Below are 19,194 nucleotides of genomic sequence, written 5' to 3'. Positions count from 1 at the left end.
TGTAACATGAACATGGATAAATACGGAAATATCATGTTCTTTACAAAATCTTAATATATTGAAATACAGGGAATTGGATTGTCGCCTCCCTAAGACGCATAGTACAATGAAGATATTAGGTCACTAAAAATGGAAAAATACTGGAGGATTTATGAGTATTGCGCGCGAACCAGAACTAAATGATGTTAAAGAACTCAAAGAAGTCAAAGAAGTCAAAGAGATTTCAACCAAGTACTTAAATCGTGATTTGAGCTGGATCGAGTTCAATTGGCGTGTGCTTGAGGAAGCGCAGGATGCGAGTACACCACTGCTAGAGCGTGTGAAATTTCTGTCGATCGTATCGAGCAACCTCGATGAATTCATGAGTGTTCGTGTCGCAGGACTCAAGGATCAGATTAAGGCTGGCTATACCAAAAAGGATTTCACCGGCTACACACCGGCAGGACTCATCAAACGCATTATGAAGCGCACGGCGAAAATGGTGACAGAGCAGTATAAGACGTATCGAGAAGTGACGCGGCTTTTGATGAAGGAAGGCATTGTATTTACCGAGTATGAAGATCTAAACACGTCTCAGAAAAAAGCTATGGATGCCTACTATCATGACATTATATTCCCTGTATTGACGCCGATGGCAGTCGATCAGAGCCGTCCTTTTCCACTTGTACATAATCAGTCGTTATATTTGGCCGTTTTACTTGTACGCGAAGGCGAAGACTTGGATGAGGAGCCTTATTTCGCAATCGTCCAAATTCCTAGTAACTTAGCTCGCTGCATACCTGTTCCAACCCGTTCCAATAGTAAAAAGACAGAATTTATTCTGCTGGAGGAACTCATTGAGCATCACATTCAATCGCTATTCAGCGGGTATACACCGATTTCTGTACATGGCTTCCGTGTCACGCGTAATGCGGATCTAACGCTTAACGAAGAAGGCGCGGAGGATTTACTGGAAGAGATTGAAAAGGAGCTTAGACGCAGACGCTGGGGCTCTCCTGTGAGGTTAGAGGTACAAGAAGGGATTCATCCCTACGCGCTTGCCCAATTGCAAGATGAGTTTGAGATTGAAGAGCAAATTTTTGAAATCGACGGTCCTTTAGATATTACTTATTTTATGAAGCTCGCAAGTTCGTTGAATGGCTTTGAAAATCTGCGTTACCCGCGCGTGGTGGCTAAATACCCGGTTGAGTTTGAGGATGAAACTGACTTTTTCAATATTCTCAAAACGAAAGATGTACTTGTGCATCATCCATATGAGACATTCGACGCAGTGACGGACTTTATCGTCCATGCCGCTTATGATCCGCACGTATTAGCCATCAAGATGACCTTATACAGGGCGAGTGGCAAATCGCCGATTATTCAGGCATTGGCTAGAGCAGCAGAATCCGGTAAACAAGTGACGGTGGTTGTCGAACTGAAGGCAAGGTTCGATGAAGAGCGGAATATTGCTTGGGCGAGAATGCTGGAGAAATCAGGCTGCCACGTCGTTTACGGGCTAGTTGGACTCAAAACGCATGCCAAAATCACACTTGTCGTTCGTCAGGAAGAGCATACGCTTCGTCGTTATGTTCATGTCGGAACAGGTAACTACAATGACAGTACGGCGCGGCTCTATACGGATGTTGGCTTGTTCACATCCAACAGTGTGATTGGAGAAGATGCTTCTGCGCTTTTCAACGAAATTACGGGCTATTCTGCCCCTCATGATTGGCAATCCTTCGCTGTCGCGCCAACGGACTTGAAAGATAAGCTGTTTGAGCTCATCGCACGTGAATCGGCGCATGCTAGGGCTGGTCGTCCAGCTCGGATTATTGCGAAAATGAACTCCCTATCGAATCAAGAAATGGTGGATGCGTTATACGCGGCGTCGCAAGCTGGCGTGAAGATCGAACTCATCATTCGAGGTGTCTGCTGCTTGAGGCCAGGTGTGCCTGGACTAAGTGAGAATATTACCGTTCGGAGTATTGTAGACCGATTCTTGGAACATTCGCGGATTTACTATTTCGAAAATGGGGGACATGTCGATGTCTATCTGTCTTCGGCAGATTGGATGACGCGTAATTTAACCCGGCGAATTGAGTTGATGTGCCCGGTTTTGGACAGAGATATGAAGAAAATGATGATTCAAATTCTAAACGTGACACTCCATGATAATGTCAAAGCGAGAGAGCTCATGCCCAATGGGATGTATACGCGCATAAAAAATGAACTGACCCCTTATCGGAGCCAGTTCGAGGCGATGCGGATTACTTCATGGAAAAGACTTCGGTTTGAATCTTAAGCTTAATGCCCCAGATTTTATCGAAATCTTTGGTGAATGTGTTCAGCTCCTTGAGTTCCAAGAAAGGGTTGTGCGCACAAAGCAGATTAAGATTCATGGAAGTATCATTGCGTTGGATACGGATGGCCGCATGGATGGGTTGTGTCTCGCTGGCATCCATGGCCATGGCAAGCTTAAGGACGGCACCAAGCTTAATGATTAAGGTAACATCGGATTCCTGTAATAGGTCCTTGTAAACAAGTGCCTGCTGCTGGGTCCGATTTTTTGTTTTGAATGTGGCGATGAGCGAAGCGATGACAATCTCCCGATGACTGAGGCCGTCAATATGTGCTTCTTGAATCATATATTCGGTGTGCTTCAAGTACTGGTAGTAATGGACGCTCACACCAATTCKGTACAAAAGAGCAGCTGTGTGCAGCAACAGCCTGCCGCGTGCTTCTAAATCTGTCGATGGCGCTAGCGCATCGTACAGTTGCATTGCTAAGGTATCAACATGCCGAACATGTGCGACAGCTGCATTCGGGTGGAGAGTCAGTGTATTCTGTATGCTGGCTTCCAATACGTTAGCTTTCACCGGTTGCTTCGGATTATAGGTTTCAAAGAAAAGTCCGTCGCGTAAGCCAGATCCACTGATGAGGCAAGATGAGGATTTCGCGGCTTCGAAGATCGTCTCTAGAATAAGCAGGCCAGGCATAATAATATCGACTCGTTCTTTGGCGAGTCCATCGATTTTTTTCCTTTTTTCAATAGTTAATGTGGATAAAAGTATCGAAAATTCTTGAAGCTCACCTGGCTTCATGACGTAATTGTGAGCAAGTTGAAGCGGGTAATTATTTCTCTTGCGGCTCATTTTGCCAAGTGTACGGATCGTCCCACCTAGGCCAACCATAGGAAGATTGGGGGATTGCATAATCCATGGCTGAGAAGCGATGGCCTCATGTACCATTTTGCGAATATCGGCCATCTCTTGATCCGTTAAATTAGCGCCCTTCATAAATTGACGCGTAGTATTCACGGCACCGAAAGGAAATGAGACACTTTGGACTAACTCCCGATCTTTTACTAAAGAAACTTCCGTGCTTCCACCACCAATATCAATAATCATGCCATTGCGGATATCCATGGAGTTAATGACGCCTAAATAACCATACCGAGCCTCCTCGAAGCCGCTCAGAACCTCAATCGTGAGCCCTGTTTGTTCCTCGAGAATACGTACGATTTCTGACGTGTTGGCAGCGTTACGAACTGCGGCAGTAGCAACAGCTCGAACGGTTGTAACAAATTGAGACTGGCATAACCTGGCATAGTGGGTTAAGATAGGAACGATTGAAATAATATCTTTGTTATGTAAGATGCCATCAGGACCCATGCGTTCGCTAAGTCTTGCGGAATCTTTATGCTCACTTACAACGCGATAAGCTCCATGGGCATTTATTTCATAAATGACAAGTCKGATGGAGTTGGATCCGATATCGATGATGCCAATCCTAGCTGCAAGGTTGCTCATTGTGTCGCTCCTTTATAACTTAATTCACGGAATCATTCCTTACATTGTATCAATCTCGCACAAGGTCTACAAATTTTTCCGCGCACACTGCATAATTCGAGGAAATTAACAAAAACTTGTATCGTGTGTTTGGAACCTGTGTACGAAAAATGGTGTGAAAATTCCGCCAAAAAGAATTTCTATGGTAGTGATAATTTACTTCTATGACCTATTTTGTTCACTTACCAAGTAAAATACTTTATTATTAAGAGAAGAAAACAGCAATATTATGCTAATAGAGTAGCTAAGGAGAGATTCCCATGTCTGCAACCAAAGGTTTAGAAGGAATTGTAGCCACAACCTCGTCGATCAGCTCCATTGTAGATGGTGTGCTTACGTATCGCGGGATTGATATTGATGACCTCGCAGAAAATGCGACTTTTGAAGAAGTTATTTACTTACTTTGGTTCGGTAAATTGCCTACTCAAGCTGAGCTTGAGAAATTGCAAAGCGACCTGAACGCATACAGCAAAGTACCAGACGCGGTAATTGATCTTATTCGAACATTCCCGAAAGATGTGAATTCCATGGCTGCGCTTCGTACAGCAGTTTCTGCACTTGCCCTGTATGATGCCGAAGCAAATGATTCAAGTTCGGAATCCAATGTGCGTAAAGCCATCAAATTGCAAGCGCAAATCCCTGCTATTATCGCGGCTTTCGCACGTATTCGTGAAGGCAAAGAGCCAGTAGCTTCCCCAGGATATTCTTCTGTAGCTGCTAACTTCTTGTTCCAATTGACAGGTAACGAGCCGGATAAAGTTGCAATCGAAGCGTTGGACAAAGCATTGGTACTTCATGCTGACCACGAGTTGAATGCATCCACATTTGCTGCGCGTGTAACTGTTGCAACACTGACAGATATCTACTCTGGTATTACTTCCGCAATCGGCACACTCAAAGGACCTCTTCACGGTGGTGCTAACGAAGCGGTAATGGTTATGCTTGAAGAGATCGGTACTGTTGAGAATGTTGTTCCTTACATTAACGGTAAATTAGAGCGCAAAGACAAAATCATGGGCTTTGGTCACCGCGTTTACAAAAACGGCGATCCTCGTGCAAAGCACTTGCAAAAAATGTCCTATGAGCTTGGCAAATTGACAGGCAACCTGAAATGGTACGAAATGTCCATTAAAGCAGACGAGTTGGTAACAGGTCTTAAAGGTTTGAAACCAAACGTTGACTTCTACTCGGCATCCGTATACACGACGCTAGAAATCCCACGTGACTTGTTCACGCCGATCTTCGCGATCAGCCGTACTTCCGGTTGGGCAGCTCATATTCTTGAGCAGTACGAGAACAATCGCTTGATCCGTCCTCGCGCTGAGTACACAGGTCCAGTTAACCAAAAATATATCCCAATTGGCCAACGCTAATTGTTAGTTCTTTAAGCTCAAGGTGCGGGCGTTTGGTACTGAGCCCCAGGTGGGGAGTACTGTAACTCCCGTCACTTTTTGTGTGCCTAGCTATGCACAGCATATAGAAAAGAAATCATTTTCATACAAATTTGAGGAGGAACTATTAATCATGCCACAATTCGAAAACTACGAGCTACCAACAGAAGGACAAAAAATTACGATCGAAAATGGTGTACTTCAAGTCCCTAATAACCCAATTATCCCTTTCATCGAGGGTGACGGTACAGGTCCTGACATCTGGGCAGCTTCCGTACGCGTGCTAGATGCTGCAGTTGAGAAAGCATACAAAGGCGAGAAGAAAATCGCTTGGTACGAAGTATACGCTGGTGAGAAAGCATTCAACAAATTCAATAGCTGGTTGCCTAACGATACGTTAACAGCTATGAAAGAATACATCGTGTCCATCAAAGGACCTCTAACTACACCAATCGGTGGCGGTATCCGTTCCTTGAACGTGGCACTTCGTCAAGAGCTTGATCTTTACGTTTGTTCCCGTCCAGTTCGTTACTTCGATGGCGTTCCATCCCCAGTTAAACGTCCTGAGCTAGTTGATATGGTTATTTTCCGTGAAAACACAGAAGATATCTATGCAGGTATCGAGTGGGAAGCTGGTTCTGAAGCGGTTAAGAAAGTAATCTCCTTCTTGCAAAATGAAATGGGCGTTAACAAAATCCGTTTCCCTGAAACTTCAGGTATCGGTGTTAAACCAGTATCCTCCGAAGGTACAGAGCGTTTGGTTCGCGCAGCTATCGAGTACGCAATCAAACATGGCCGCAAAACGTTAACATTGGTTCACAAAGGTAACATCATGAAGTTCACAGAAGGCGCGTTCAAAAACTGGGGTTATGAGTTGGCTGAGCGTGAATATGCTGATAAAACATTTACATGGGCACAATACGATCGCATTAAAGAAGCAGAAGGTGCAGAAGCTGCAAACAAAGCACAAAAAGATGCAGAAGCTGCTGGTAAAATCATCGTAAAAGATGCGATCGCAGACATCGCGCTTCAACAAGTATTGACACGTCCAACTGATTTTGACGTAATCGCTACATTGAACTTGAACGGTGACTACCTGTCTGATGCACTTGCTGCACAAGTTGGTGGTATCGGTATCGCTCCAGGAGCTAACATCAACTACTTGACTGGTCACGCAATCTTCGAAGCAACTCACGGTACAGCTCCTAAATACGCTGGTCTTGACGTTGTTAACCCAGGTTCCGTTATCCTTTCCGGCGTTATGTTGCTTGAGCACCTTGGCTGGTTGGAAGCTGCTGAGCTGATCTACAAAGGCTTGGAAACATCCATCAACAACAAAACGGTTACTTATGACTTCGCACGTTTGATGGAAGGCGCGAAAGAAATTAAGTGCTCCGAGTTCGCGAACGAAATCATCAAAAACATGGCTTAATTCGTACCTATCGTTGAGTTAGACAAAAGATTATGAGGAGGTACATTTTAAATGGCTATTCGTCGTAATAAAATTACCGTTGTTGGCGCGGGTTTCACAGGTGCTACTACTGCTCTAATGCTAGCTCAAAAAGAACTTGGTGACGTTGTTCTACTTGATATCCCGCAATTAGAAAACCCTACAAAGGGCAAAGCACTTGACATGCTTGAGGCGGGTCCAGTGCAAGGCTTTGACGCTCAAATCACAGGTACTTCCAATTATGCGGATGCAACTGGTTCTGATATTGTCATCATCACAGCAGGGATCGCTCGAAAACCAGGGATGAGCCGCGACGATCTTGTTAACACAAATGCGGGTATCGTGAAATCCGTTTGTGAGAACGTGAAGGAAGTTGCTCCTGATTCCATCGTGATCATTTTGAGTAACCCTGTTGATGCGATGACATACGTCGCTTACCAGGCGCTAGGTTTCCCGAAAAATCGCGTTATCGGTCAATCCGGTGTACTTGATACAGCCCGTTATCTAACGTTTATCTCGCAAGAGTTGAACGTATCCGTTGAGGATGTGAAGGGGGTTGTTATCGGTGGACATGGCGATGACATGGTACCACTCGTGCGCTACACATACGCTGGCGGGGTGCCTATTGAGAAGCTGATATCAGCTGATCGCATCGAAGCCATCGTTCAACGTACACGTACTGGCGGCGGCGAAATCGTTAACCTGCTTGGTAACGGTAGTGCATACTACGCACCAGCGGCTTCACTTGTGCAGATGACGGAAGCCATCCTGAAAGATAAGAAGCGAATCATTCCAACAATCGCGCTGCTTGAAGGCGAGTACGGCTATGACAACCTGTTCATGGGTGTTCTGACGGTTCTGGGTGCTAATGGCATCGAGAAAATTATGGACATCGAATTGACAGACGCTGAGAGATCAGCTTTGGACAAAACAGCTGAATCTGTACGTAACGTCATTAAAGTAGTGGCAGGTTAATAAATGAGAGGCCAGTCTCCTAGGTTTTTTAGGGGGCTGGCCTTTTTTTGTGAGGAACGGTAACGATTGCGAATGTAGCAGCAGAGCCGCTGCCGTAAGACCATAAGATTTACACGAAGGTAGAACAACGCCAGCTTCCTGCACGGAAGCCTTCGCATGAATGGACAACGGAAGTCTTTCCAAGTCCATGTTCGCATGCTTCCGCAGGGGGATCAGGGGTTGTTTTCTGTTTATTTAGTCACAGTTTTATGGAGATATGGTGAATTTGTAGGAATTTTGACATCGCTTTCTTGTTACCCTCATTCCGATTCTGTATACTAAAAGAGAACGATTCTAATTAAATTTGCGGAGGTCGACTCAATGCCAGAATCAGTGCAACATGTTATGCTTTTTTTACACGTAATTAGTGCTTTATTGCTTGGATCTTATGTTGTTTTCCCTTTCATTGTAGGACGAGCTGCTAGCTTATCCGGCGCAGGACAAGAAAGCTTCATGGGACTATTGGCAACGATCAATCGAATTGGCCAGTTTTCTTTGATTGTTACCTTCATCTCTGGAGGAGCAATGGTCAGCGAAGGTAGTTTCTCTGGTTTGTGGATGGCACTTGCTATCGTTTTACTTGTAATTGTGGGAGCAGTTACAGGAATGATCGGTGGTCGCATCAAGAAATTGAGAGCGAACAGTGCAGCAGGTAAAAGTACTGCAGCAGATGCTGCGAAAATTAAAACATTCAGCTGGATCGGTTCTATCGCGGTTATCCTAGCTATTGTGATTATGACCAATCCTCAAATTTTGGCATAGTCTTAGAGATGTAAAGAACCTCCTTTCCAAGTGGAAAGGAGGTTCTTTTGTGTATGTTCGATGAACGCCAAAGCCCAGTTAGTTGCTGGATCTGCAGCATAGATGGATTTTCTCCAGCTAATTGTGCAAATTTTGAGGGGTTTCTTGATATAGATGGATTTTGTACAGCTAATTTCGCGCACATCGGCAAAATGGCTGAATAATGAGCAAATTAGCTACATGAAATCCATCTAAATCCGATTATATGCTGGATATTGAGAATTTAGCGGGAGGTTTTCCAGTTATTCAAGTTTGAGGCTGAGATTAGCTAGGATCCGCGATATCCAACGTGATTTCATCCAGCGTTTTCTCGAAGGAGGCGCTCATATGCTCCAAGAAGTAATCGACTTCCGGCATGTTCATCTTCTTCAAACTGTCGAGCACTTGTTGTTTGGCAACGACAAACTCACGGTTGCCGGTAGAGAGCTCTGTTAAGCATTTGATATAGGCTTCAATCAGATCAGCTGCCTTCACCCAGCGATAGAGCTCGGGGTCAGGATCTTGAATTAAGCCGCGATAAATGCTGCTGAGCGCTGGTGGGATCGTGCCGATCAGTCGTTCTACGGCGACGTCTTCGATCTCACGGAAATTCCGCAAAATTTGCTCGTTGTTATGTTTCACCGGCTGCGGGATGTCACCCGTCAGCACTTCGGAGGCATCGTGGAACAAAGCGATGGAGACGACGCGGTCGGTCGGGACATTCCCACCATAGACTTCGTTGGAGATGGTGCACAGCATATGCGCAATCGAAGCTACATAGAAGGAATGCTCAGCTACGTTCTCGCGGCGCATGTTCCACATGAGGCTCCAGCGGTCGATATATTTGAGACGATATAAGTAAGCAAAAAAATGATGATTCATAAGTTCCTCCTGAAGACGGACTGCATACATTCCGCAATTTATGGTACCTAACAGGTATATCACTTCGCCTATTTGAAGTCAACAAGTCGGGTGGGCGAGATGGGGTATGAATGGATCAAGTTGCGACAAGGGGAGGGTACGGAACCTATTCCCTACAGGCGCAGCTCCTGCGAATCCTTCCGATAACTGCCAGGCGTCGTGCCGGTGATTTTCTTGAAAATGCGGTTAAAGCTATTGACCGATGTATAGCGCAGCTTATCCGTAACCGCTTGGATGGAATTCTTCGGATCGCCAAGTAGTTCCTTGGCAATACCGACTCGATATTGAATGACGTAGTCAACGAAATTAATGCCCATCATTTTTTTGAAGGAACGGCTTAGCTGTGAACTGCTAAGACCAACAAGATCAGCGCACAATTGCAGCGAAATGTCCTGATCATAGTGGGCACGAATATACGCGACGACCTCTTCAACTTGCTGGCGTTCAAAGGAGGACTTCTCTGGCTGAGAAACGATTAATTTATCGAAAAAGTGCTTATGGAAAAAAGCTTCGATTTCCTGCAAGTTACGCTGACGCTCCAATTCCATTGTCAGATGCTTCATATTCACAGTTTCCGTATCCGTATGATAATCTTTCCCAACCGTATGAATCATCGCTCCTAGAAGTTGTGAACAGTAGGTTTTCAGGACCTCTGACGTCAATGAGCTGTCATCTTTTAACTGTTGAATGATCTGAGTAAACAGATCTTGGGCCTCTCCATAGTTCGAAACATGCAGCGATTGCATAATAAGATTTTCCACTTCTACCAAGGCATCAGCCTGATCGGAAACAGAGGGATCTAACTCATCGCTAATGATGACGTGATTCGCACCTAAGGAGAAGCTGTACCGTAGTGCATGCTTTGCTTGTAGGAATACCTCGTGAATACCGTGCAATCCCGCCTCGGAATATCCCGCTGAAATCACAAAATTTAATTTCAAATACGTACGAACCGCCTGAAGAAGCTCATTCGCGTATAGGCGCGATTGCTGCGACCCCGCTTGATCAGGTTGATGAAGGATGGCAAATAGGCCAGGCTGGATCATCATGATCCGTGTGATGCCTTTGGCACTTAGAATTTCATTCACAATGTTTTCGATTGCGTAGTAGAGAAGAAACTGGTCATTCTTAGAGTATTGTGACTGCAGAAAGGACGAATCCGTTTCCAAGAGGAACAAACAGATGGGCTTCTGGTGGAAAGTGTCCTGCTGAAGCGTCGTAACGCTGGAATTGCCGAGTAAGAGACTCATGAGACTGTATTGCTCCACATGGGCATGATACTGCTCCAGGTTTTTTTTCAAAATGTCATTATGCTTCTCAACGTCTTGAATATGTTCGGTGATGAAATGAATTTCATCTTTGGCCTGTGTGGAATCTTGCTGTTTAAATACCCGTTGCGTAAGCTTCTGGACAGGCTGGTAAATGCTTTTGGACGTAAAGATAGCGATGATGATGGCTAATAAAATGAAGGCAATACTGACACCGAATAAAATATTTCGCAGTTGATTCGTTTCTTTCGCTACTAAAGCAGTCGGGAGCACGGACACATAATACCAATCTCGATTAGCGGAATATACGGTGTTAATTAATGAAGGCTTACCTTCGATATTCATCGTGAAACGATAATTCGGCATGTTTTTACCGTTGGTCAACTCGGAAAGAAAGCCTGTTGAGTCAATATGGCTGGCAACCTTTTTGGGATCAGAGTGCATGACGGCATCTCCAGCAGAATTGACTACGAAATAAGTCGCAGGATCATTCGTATTCGCTTTCAAATGACTGCTTAGTGTTGCAGCATCCAGATATACGATAAAGAAACTGTTCACCACATTCGAGCCTGCCGTCGTTATCGGTCTAATATAGGTAATAACCGGTCGATCCAGTCGTGTGTTTAAATGATTTCGCGTATCGATCCAGCTGCCATATTTGGTTAAGGCATGACCTTTTTCTAGAACCATAGGATCAAGGAATTCATCAGGCTGGAGCAGTAAGCCACTAGAGGTAGCAATTTTATTGTAAGTGTTAGAGAAGAAATCAATTTCTACGACATTTTCCATCCCACTGCGCAAATTGGTTAAGACCGTATACAGATCGTTAACCAACTGAAAGTTCTTGTAAGTTAAATCTTCTTGCGTAAAGCGGCTGAGCGCCGAGTTATCGTACGTATATTGCAGCATGAGTTCATCGAACTTCTTAAATTGATTGTTCATTTCTTTCTCAACCTGATTCAGAAAAACCTGGTGCATCTGATCCGTCTGATCACTAATAATGCGATTACTTATAAAGGAAGAAGATAATGCCATAATGGCAATTGGAATACTGGACAAAAGAATGAGTGAAATGAGCAGCCGATTTTTTAATTTCCAGCCCGGCGTTTTCATTGATAGGAAATGCGTAAGTCGGCGCCATGTTTGAGGTTCCATATCCAATCTCCTTGTCGCGTTACGATTCGAATATTTTGAAAATAGTATATCATATCCGGACGCGTCTCTAGGGAAATTGAAGGTACACTCTTTTTACAGGGACAGGCTTCGCTGTGCAAAAAAAGTTTATCAAGTGCTAATTCCAGCCGAATTGGCCTCTTTTCATATGCTTTTTTTGCGTAAAAATAGTTGATTGTCATCGCATGGAGTACTGCATAATATTAGGCCCAAGGAGGTGAGGGCCAAATGAAAATAGGAGAGGAGCAAGGGAACGGGCATGGAGGCACATAAGAAAGTACGCCAGCAGACAGGGTGGCATCGGCTCATTAAGGAAAGATATTTATGGTTAATGGCTTTACCTGGTATCGTTTATTTCTTACTCTATAAGTATATCCCGATGCTAGGGATCGTGATTGCCTTTCAGAAGTACATCCCGTCTAAAGGATTCCTCAAGAGTGATTGGGTGGGGCTGGACAATTTTCAGCGGATCTTTGATTCACCGGAAATTGGCCGCTATTTTATGAACACGGTGATCATTAGTTTTTACCAAATTGTATTCGCTTTCACTGTTCCGATCGTAATAGCCATTCTGTTAAATGAGCTTAAATTTGAATTTTTCAAAAAGATCGTACAAACGCTGCTGTATTTGCCGCATTTTTTATCATGGGTTGTTGTGGCAGGTATCTTCTATTTATTATTTCAAAGCGATGGGCAAGTGAATCACCTCCTTGCAAGCTGGGGCATGCAGCCGATCAATATTCTTTCCAATGAAGATAACTTTCGAGGTATGCTTGTCCTGCAGGTTATTTGGAAGGAATCCGGTTGGGGAACGATTATTTACTTGGCCGCATTAACGGGAATTGATCCGGAGCTCTATGAGGCAGCTAAAATAGATGGCGCAGGCAGGCTTAGACAAATTGGCCACGTGACCTTGCCGGGGATTCGCTCCACCATCATCATCTTATTTATTCTCCGACTGGGCACTGTGCTCGATGTTGGTTTTGAACAAGTGTACTTAATGTTGAATTCGACCGTTTCGGAGGTTGGGGAAGTACTCGATACCTACGTTTATCGTATGGGGGTCGTGAATGGGAATTTCAGTTTTACAACCGCAGTGGGACTATTAAAAGGGATCGTCGGCATGATCTTGATCGTTGGAGCCAACAAAATTGCTCGAACTTTCGGTGAAAAAGGCGTGTACTAGACAAATAAAAGGCGAAGGGCTGGTTTCAGAATGAAACAATTACGTAATGTGATTACCGTGGGAACAACTGTAATGATGATGGGGTCTTTACTTGCAGCATGCAGCAGCGGGACAGATAAAGAACAGACAAGTGCGAGCACACCGGCAACATCCACACAGCAGGCTTCGGCAACACCTAAAGTAGAGAAAAAATATAAAATTCGTGCGATGAATATTTTGTACGGTGCAGCGCCGCCAGATACGAGTACGGGCAAGAAAGCCATTGAAGAACGCTATAATATCGAGTTCGACTATTTGCCTGTAGCTTCCGGTGAGTACAACAATAAGATGGGCGTTACATTAGCATCGGGCGATGTTCCGGATACCGTTCTATTTCCATATTTGGATGCTGTGTATTTCAATGCGATTGGCAGCGATCAATTCCTTCCATTGGAATCTTACCTCGCAGATGCAACGAAATATCCGAATTTAGCGAAGCTGCCGAAAGATGTCATGGATACGCTCAAATATAAAGGCCACATCTACGGTATTCCTCGCTTACGTGGGATTCCAGGAGCTACATTGGTCATACGTAAGGATTGGCTCGATAAATTGAATATGAAAGTGCCGACTACGTACGATGAGCTCTACGATGTGATGAAGGCTTTTAAAGAGAAAGATCCAGATGGCAATGGCAAGGAAGATACCTACGGTTTAGCAGCAGGTGTAAATAGCGGAGCAGGCGTTAACGGTGCTTATCCATTCGTTGGGCTCATGGCGAGTATGAAAGCAGGCCCAAGCGTAGGCTGGGTTGAGGATGGCAAAGGCGGGATTGTGCCAGGTGAATTTGCACCAAATAACAAGACAGCTATCGGCTATTTAGCGAAGTTATATAAAGATGGCATCATTGCGAAGGATTTCGCGATTAAGAAGGATCAACAGGTTGAGGATGATTTCTTGCTTGGCAAAGCGGGCGTGGTATCCAACTGGGGGTATACAGGCTTTACACCTGAGCGATTGGCGAAAGCGAGAGCAGCCGATCCGAAATTTGACCTCATTGCGATTCCACCACTGAAAGGTCCAGATGGGTCCGAAGGTGGATATGTCAAAGGCGCTGGCTTCTTCGGTGTATTTGCACTCAGCAAAGATCTGTTGAAAGATACKGGCAAGCTGGAGAAAATGTTGAAAATCTTGGACGATCAGATTGGTGATGATGGGGCCAATTTCTTCAAATGGGGCGTCGATGGCGTTCATTTTAAAACAGAAAATGGCCAGAAGGTTGTTACTGATCTAGGTAAAACGGAAGGACCAAACAAATATCAACTGACGAATCATGCCAATGAAGGCGAATGGATTCTTAGTTCCGCAGATACGCCAGAGACAACAAAGTTGAAACAAGATTCCTTCACGAAAGCGATGCAGGGTAAAGCGTACTCGTCACAGGATGTAGGTCTATACTCCAAAACCTATGCGGAAAAAGGCGCAGAGCTCTATAAAAATTCCGTTGACGGTATCGTGAAAATCATCGTAGGTGAGAAGCCTGTTGATTACTTGGATCAACTGTTCGAAGATTGGAAAGCAAGAGGCGGGAAAGATGCATTAACCGAAATGAATGACGCTTGGAAAGCAAGAAAATGAGAACGTCCCATCTGACCAATCGGCTAATGGACTGGGCGGTCATAGTGATTTTGACCCTGCTGACGCTCTTGTGTCTAATGCCGATTGTAAACGTTGTCGCGATGTCATTTGCCTCTTTAACGGATATTGTTTCAGGCAATTTTATCCTTTGGCCGAAGCAGCTCGATTGGAAAGCCTACCACTACATCTTTAACACGGGCGTGTTCTTCACGTCCCTCCGTAATACGGTGTGGATTACCGTGGTAGGTACAATTGTTAACCTCGCTGTCACGTCTTTACTGGCCTATGTGTGTTCTAGACAGCGCTTTAGCGGAAGACGCATGCTTCTCTTTATGGTGTTGTTCTCGATGCTTTTCAGCGGAGGAATGATTCCAACCTATCTGATTGTCAAAGCAACAGGACTGATGAATACGTTATGGGCGCTCGTTATCCCAACAGCCGTTTCGGCCTTTAATTTATTGGTGATGAGAGAATTTTTTGAATCGATTCATGAAAGTATCATTGAGTCAGCTACCATTGACGGCTGTAATGATTTGGGTATCTTTTTCAAAATTGTGCTGCCGCTATCCGTTCCATCGCTCGCCACGTTTACGTTATTTTACGCGGTGAGCAACTGGAATCAATATTTCTCAGCGATTCTATATTTGAACAAATCGTCGCTGTGGCCGTTACAAATCTTACTGAGGCAGGTCGTGCTCATCGGACAGAGTGATATTTACTCGCAGCTAAGCGCTGGTGAAGCGTTGCCCATGCCGATTTCTACGCAAATGGCAACCGTCGTGCTGGCCTCAGCACCGATCGTCGTGTTGTACCCCTTTTTACAGCGGTATTTCGTGAAAGGGTTATCTTTAGGAGCAGTGAAGGGATGATGATTGGTTAATTATCAAAAATTGAGATTGTAGGAGGGATGTAACGTGAGGAAGAGAATGGTTGGTTTCGTTGCCTTAATGATTGCATTAGGTTTAGTGGTGAGCTTGTTTACATTCGAGGGGAATCAGGTAGAGGCAGCCACGGCGAACACACCTTATAAAACAACGATGGGCGCTTTGACCACCATGACATGGGGTGGCGGAGATGCGAGACCGGGCTTCGCCACGGCCAATGGCTATCTGTATTCGGTGTGGGGCAGAGGCAATGCGTTCAAAATGAGAAAGGCGACGACCTATGCAGGGCTTGAGACTGCAACGGAAAATACCGTAACAGGCATGGATGCGGCTGACTGGGTGGTCGGATTGTATTATGACAATGCGACAAGTACGTTCTATGTGACGGCGCATATGGAATACGATTATTTTCTAGGTAGCGTGGCCGCACATCATTACAGAAAGATCAAAATGTATAAATCGACTGATAATCTGGCGACCGTAACGAAAGTCGGCGATGTCGTGACAAGTGACAATTCCGATATTCATGGCTATGTGGATTACACAGGGAATTACTATGATTTCGGTGCAGGTGACCATAATTTCTACGTAGATGAAGCTGGTGGCTATGCGTACATTTTCTATGCACATGCGTGGGCGGATCTTAGATCCAATGCATTTGCGACGGGGATGTTTAAAAGTGAACGCGTAGCACGTGCTCTGATCAGTCAATTAGGTGATCCTAATGCATGGAAAAACTTCTATTATGGCACATGGACCGAACCAGGCAGAGGCGGGAACGCTTCAGATTTGGCAAATGGCTCGAACGGGTATGTCTTCTATAGCTCCGTTATTGGCAAATATCTCATGGTTTACAATAATACCATCGCATCAGCGACAAGCTTGACCTTGCAGGATTGGACGCCGCTGTATACCAATACGGACTTAACCTGGTTCTACTATGCGTCAGCCCTGGATATGGATACATTTAGCCCGTATATTATCGGCAGTAATGCGATTTATCTGGAGTTGACGCGAAGACGTTCAGCACCGCTCACGGTAACGAATACAACGACGACTCGAACGGTGATCGATCCGACGTATCCAACGGAATCTGTGCCAGATAACAATTATGGATGGGACTGGAACTTTACAGGAACACCCGCACCGAAGCCATTAACGTACGTTATCTCCTATCAATGGCCTTATCAGACACATACGGCAGGCATCGGCTTTTATTCGGATTATACCGTGCCGTATTCGGTTAATTATGGGTTTGGGATGCGGATGACCTCGACCGCAGTTGGCGATTATGTGCAATTGAATGTGAATGTGCCAACGGCAGGTACATATGAATTGTATAGCTATAATGCGACAGGGCCAGGAGCTGGTGATTTCCAACTCGCTATTGATGGCGCTAATCAAGGAAGTACAGTTTCACTATTCGAGGCGGCTCCGGCTCATCCTCAGAATGGTTTGGGCTACAAGAAAACATCGATGGGCACAGTCACCTTTGCTACGGCTGGCAATCATACCTTCAAGTACACGGTCACGGGTAAAAATGCGGCAAGCACAGGCTACCAACTGTATTTCGATGTGATTAAGCTGGTCAAAACGACGACTACGACTCCACCGCCTACACCGGTGTTAAGTGAGAATTTTGAAACCGGCTCGGCAAGTGGCTGGACGACGACAGGCGGGACATGGGCTGTTGTCACAGATGGGTCCAAAGTGTATCAACAAAGCAATTAGGCAGCCTCGGATACGCATGCGCTCAAGGGGAACACAGCTTGGACGAATTATACGCTTAGCGCCAAGGTCAAAGTAGATAGCTTTGACAGTGGCGGTTATGCAGGCGTCGGGTTGGATGCACGGTATTCGGACGCGAATAACTATTACAGCTTCCAGTATTATAAGCTGACCGGACAGCTGAAGATTCAGAAGAAGGTCGGCGGCGTGTTCGCGGCGTTAGCTTCTAAAAACTATGCTTTTACTACGGGCAACTGGTATACGATGAAGGCAGTCGTCAATGGCGGAAATTTGGAGTACTGGGTGAATGGAAATTTAGAGCTGTCTGCGACGGATACGAGCTTAACTGCTGGGGAAATTGGGTTGAATGCGCATCGGGCCAATGCGAAGTTTGATGATGTGGTTGTGCAGTAGAGATAGGGGAACAAGCCACTGGCTCAGTTAACAAAATACCTATACAGGTAGTCGTCAGCCTTTCGTTAGTCCGATATCTCCGAATTAAAACAAGGACTCGTTTCTGAAAATGATAAATAGTCCGATTCTGCCGACTTAAATACCCATTTTCATAGCGTGTGGGCTGTTTCGGGCGATTTAGTTCGGCAATGTAGGACTAAATAATAATTATTGATAGGGATAGTAAGATTAATTCGATTATTTCGGACTAATGGTTCTGGAGGTTCTGGAGAAAGAAGCGGATAAAACAAAACAGGAGCGTCAACACGAGAAAACGTGTTGACGCTCCTGTTTCTATTTCACGCTCGGCGCCACCCGCACAGCCACCTTACCGGTGGCCGGGGTGTAGACGAGCGGCTGCCCGATCAGCGCTTGCAGATCGTCAAGCGCGATCGTGACCTGCCCGTGCTCGCGCAGCACGGGCTCCCGCAGTCGGACGCGCGCGCCGTCGCCGCGCGTCGAGGTCTTGGCATTCACCCCCAGGGTGAATGCCTGTTGCCCGAGGCGGAGGCGAAGCTCTCCGCCTTCTGCGGTTGCGCTGCCGCCGAGCTGCGCGGCGGCAGCGGCCGCGTCCAGGCGCAGCGGCGCGCTGCCCGGCTGCGCCGTAACCCGGCGCTGGATCGAGCGCAGCAGCAGCTCCGGCGTGATGTTCGGGCTGCCCGCGTTGATCCGCGGGATCAACATATGATCGGCGCTGCGCGTCGCCATCTCGGGCGAGATCGTGAAGGCGTAGCGGATGCCCGCCTTCTTCACTTGCTCCGTCGCCGCAGGCGACGTGATGCCGTACGGGTACGCCATCGCGTCGAGCGGCTTGTGATCCGTGAGCGGTGCAAGCTTGCCGATGCAGGCTTGCGCATCCGTGAACACGCGCTGCTGATAAGCATCCGCGTTCTCGTCATCGAGCCTGCCTACAAGCGCGGCTTCGCCACTCGGGAGCTTGTGGTGAAGGTTGTCCGTGTGGCAACCGATGTCGATGAAATTCGTCGTATGCGTCATTTCACTGATCTGCTCCTTGGACATCGACGGAATATAGGAGGCCAAGGGGTTCGCCAAATCCGTTGTGATGACGAAGTTGACAGCGGGTATGCGTAAGCTTTTGAGAATCGGGTAAGCCCCTGTAAAGAAGCTTCGATACCCATCATCAAATGTAACCAGTACCGCGTTCGATGGAACGGTCGCACCTGCCAAGTACATTTTAAACTCATCTAAAGAAATAAAATGATAGCCTTTGCTGAGTAGCATCGTTAACTGGTTTTGAAATAGCGCACTTGTGATTGTGCTTGAGCTCGTGTCGGTATCATGGATGTGATGATACATCAGAACGGCAACCTGATCTTGGTAGTAAATGGTCTCGGACCGTTCAGCCTGCAAGGGGGTTAGCAAAAGCGTAAGCCCGAGTAGACTAACGAGAATCGAAATCGCAATCCTTTTATACATGTCAGCGAATCTCCTTGTTTTGCTCACAAGAACGTCGAACTGATCCTATGAGGTATGGTATA

General features: G+C 45.9%; 14 protein-coding genes and 1 pseudogene. 11 read left to right on the top strand and 4 right to left on the bottom strand.

What is annotated here, in order from left to right:
- Positions 1–151: 151 nt before the first annotated feature.
- Complete coding sequence (locus tag AC1DLM_RS08885) at positions 152–2,284, top strand: RNA degradosome polyphosphate kinase (protein WP_477569762.1); 2,133 nt, start codon at positions 152–154, stop codon at positions 2,282–2,284.
- Here the strand turns inward: AC1DLM_RS08885 and AC1DLM_RS08880 are convergent.
- Entirely contained in the window at positions 2,250–3,791 is a 1,542-nt protein-coding gene (locus tag AC1DLM_RS08880) for a Ppx/GppA phosphatase family protein (RefSeq protein ID WP_477569761.1), read from the bottom strand. The genes AC1DLM_RS08885 and AC1DLM_RS08880 overlap by 35 nt on opposite strands.
- Before the next feature lie 299 nt (positions 3,792–4,090).
- Between AC1DLM_RS08880 and citZ the strand changes: the two genes are divergently transcribed.
- The 5 genes from citZ to AC1DLM_RS08855 all read left to right on the top strand — a co-directional run bounded on the left by citZ (position 4,091) and on the right by AC1DLM_RS08855 (position 8,650).
- Positions 4,091–5,203 (top strand): citrate synthase, encoded by a 1,113-nt coding sequence (gene citZ, locus AC1DLM_RS08875; RefSeq protein ID WP_441989809.1) that lies wholly within the window; start codon positions 4,091–4,093, stop codon positions 5,201–5,203.
- 151 nt (positions 5,204–5,354) lie between these two features.
- On the top strand, positions 5,355–6,653 hold the full coding sequence (icd, locus tag AC1DLM_RS08870) for an NADP-dependent isocitrate dehydrogenase (RefSeq protein WP_056624036.1): 1,299 nt from the start codon (positions 5,355–5,357) through the stop codon (positions 6,651–6,653).
- 51 nt (positions 6,654–6,704) lie between these two features.
- On the top strand, positions 6,705–7,646 hold the full coding sequence (gene mdh / locus AC1DLM_RS08865; RefSeq protein ID WP_441989808.1) for a malate dehydrogenase: 942 nt from the start codon (positions 6,705–6,707) through the stop codon (positions 7,644–7,646).
- Positions 7,647–8,006: 360 nt separating this feature from the next.
- Positions 8,007–8,447 carry a hypothetical protein gene (locus AC1DLM_RS08860; RefSeq protein WP_441989807.1) on the top strand — a complete coding sequence of 147 codons (441 nt, stop codon included), beginning with the start codon at positions 8,007–8,009 and terminating at the stop codon, positions 8,445–8,447.
- Positions 8,448–8,500: 53 nt separating this feature from the next.
- Positions 8,501–8,650 (top strand): hypothetical protein, encoded by a 150-nt coding sequence (locus AC1DLM_RS08855; protein ID WP_477569760.1) that lies wholly within the window; start codon positions 8,501–8,503, stop codon positions 8,648–8,650.
- Between the two features lie 100 nt (positions 8,651–8,750).
- Here the strand turns inward: AC1DLM_RS08855 and yfbR are convergent, their stop codons facing one another.
- Both yfbR and AC1DLM_RS08845 read right to left on the bottom strand, forming a co-directional pair.
- Positions 8,751–9,347: a 5'-deoxynucleotidase gene (yfbR, locus tag AC1DLM_RS08850; protein ID WP_171637869.1), complete on the bottom strand. Its 597-nt coding sequence runs from the start codon at positions 9,345–9,347 to the stop codon at positions 8,751–8,753.
- Positions 9,348–9,499: 152 nt separating this feature from the next.
- On the bottom strand, positions 9,500–11,809 hold the full coding sequence (locus AC1DLM_RS08845; RefSeq protein ID WP_441989805.1) for a helix-turn-helix domain-containing protein: 2,310 nt from the start codon (positions 11,807–11,809) through the stop codon (positions 9,500–9,502).
- Between the two features lie 277 nt (positions 11,810–12,086).
- Between AC1DLM_RS08845 and AC1DLM_RS08840 the strand changes: the two genes are divergently transcribed.
- From AC1DLM_RS08840 to AC1DLM_RS08820, 5 genes and pseudogenes are all read left to right on the top strand, one after another.
- Positions 12,087–13,013, top strand: a complete 927-nt coding sequence (locus tag AC1DLM_RS08840; RefSeq protein ID WP_441989804.1) for an ABC transporter permease — start codon at positions 12,087–12,089, stop codon at positions 13,011–13,013.
- 30 nt (positions 13,014–13,043) lie between these two features.
- Positions 13,044–14,630, top strand: a complete 1,587-nt coding sequence (locus AC1DLM_RS08835; RefSeq protein ID WP_477569759.1) for an extracellular solute-binding protein — start codon at positions 13,044–13,046, stop codon at positions 14,628–14,630.
- Complete coding sequence (locus AC1DLM_RS08830; protein ID WP_171637862.1) at positions 14,627–15,499, top strand: carbohydrate ABC transporter permease; 873 nt, start codon at positions 14,627–14,629, stop codon at positions 15,497–15,499. Before AC1DLM_RS08835 ends, AC1DLM_RS08830 begins: the two co-directional genes overlap by 4 nt.
- Before the next feature lie 45 nt (positions 15,500–15,544).
- On the top strand, positions 15,545–17,245 hold the full coding sequence (locus tag AC1DLM_RS08825; protein ID WP_477569758.1) for a carbohydrate-binding protein: 1,701 nt from the start codon (positions 15,545–15,547) through the stop codon (positions 17,243–17,245).
- Positions 17,246–17,272: 27 nt separating this feature from the next.
- A pseudogene (locus AC1DLM_RS08820) lies at positions 17,273–17,656 on the top strand (3-keto-alpha-glucoside-1,2-lyase-like domain-containing protein); the annotation flags it as partial.
- A gap of 333 nt (positions 17,657–17,989) precedes the next feature.
- Here the strand turns inward: AC1DLM_RS08820 and AC1DLM_RS08815 are convergent.
- Positions 17,990–19,132: a polysaccharide deacetylase family protein gene (locus AC1DLM_RS08815; protein ID WP_477569757.1), complete on the bottom strand. Its 1,143-nt coding sequence runs from the start codon at positions 19,130–19,132 to the stop codon at positions 17,990–17,992.
- Positions 19,133–19,194 lie beyond the last annotated feature (62 nt).

The organism is Paenibacillus sp. 01T442, from assembly GCF_056398345.1.
The sequence above is the reverse complement of the archived record's forward strand: the minus strand, read 5'-3'. Positions and strand labels throughout refer to the sequence as shown.

What these genes read in the sequence shown, in the direction of transcription:
- AC1DLM_RS08885 (WP_477569762.1), top strand. Translation starts at nt 152, where the DNA reads ATGAGTATTGCGCGCGAACCAGAACTAAATGATGTTAAAGAACTCAAA.
- citZ (WP_441989809.1), top strand. Translation starts at nt 4,091, where the DNA reads ATGTCTGCAACCAAAGGTTTAGAAGGAATTGTAGCCACAACCTCGTCG.
- icd (WP_056624036.1), top strand. Translation starts at nt 5,355, where the DNA reads ATGCCACAATTCGAAAACTACGAGCTACCAACAGAAGGACAAAAAATT.
- mdh (WP_441989808.1), top strand. Translation starts at nt 6,705, where the DNA reads ATGGCTATTCGTCGTAATAAAATTACCGTTGTTGGCGCGGGTTTCACA.
- AC1DLM_RS08860 (WP_441989807.1), top strand. Translation starts at nt 8,007, where the DNA reads ATGCCAGAATCAGTGCAACATGTTATGCTTTTTTTACACGTAATTAGT.
- AC1DLM_RS08855 (WP_477569760.1), top strand. Translation starts at nt 8,501, where the DNA reads ATGTTCGATGAACGCCAAAGCCCAGTTAGTTGCTGGATCTGCAGCATA.
- yfbR (WP_171637869.1), bottom strand. Translation starts at nt 9,347, where the DNA reads ATGAATCATCATTTTTTTGCTTACTTATATCGTCTCAAATATATCGAC.
- AC1DLM_RS08845 (WP_441989805.1), bottom strand. Translation starts at nt 11,809, where the DNA reads ATGGAACCTCAAACATGGCGCCGACTTACGCATTTCCTATCAATGAAA.
- AC1DLM_RS08840 (WP_441989804.1), top strand. Translation starts at nt 12,087, where the DNA reads ATGGAGGCACATAAGAAAGTACGCCAGCAGACAGGGTGGCATCGGCTC.
- AC1DLM_RS08830 (WP_171637862.1), top strand. Translation starts at nt 14,627, where the DNA reads ATGAGAACGTCCCATCTGACCAATCGGCTAATGGACTGGGCGGTCATA.
- AC1DLM_RS08815 (WP_477569757.1), bottom strand. Translation starts at nt 19,132, where the DNA reads ATGTATAAAAGGATTGCGATTTCGATTCTCGTTAGTCTACTCGGGCTT.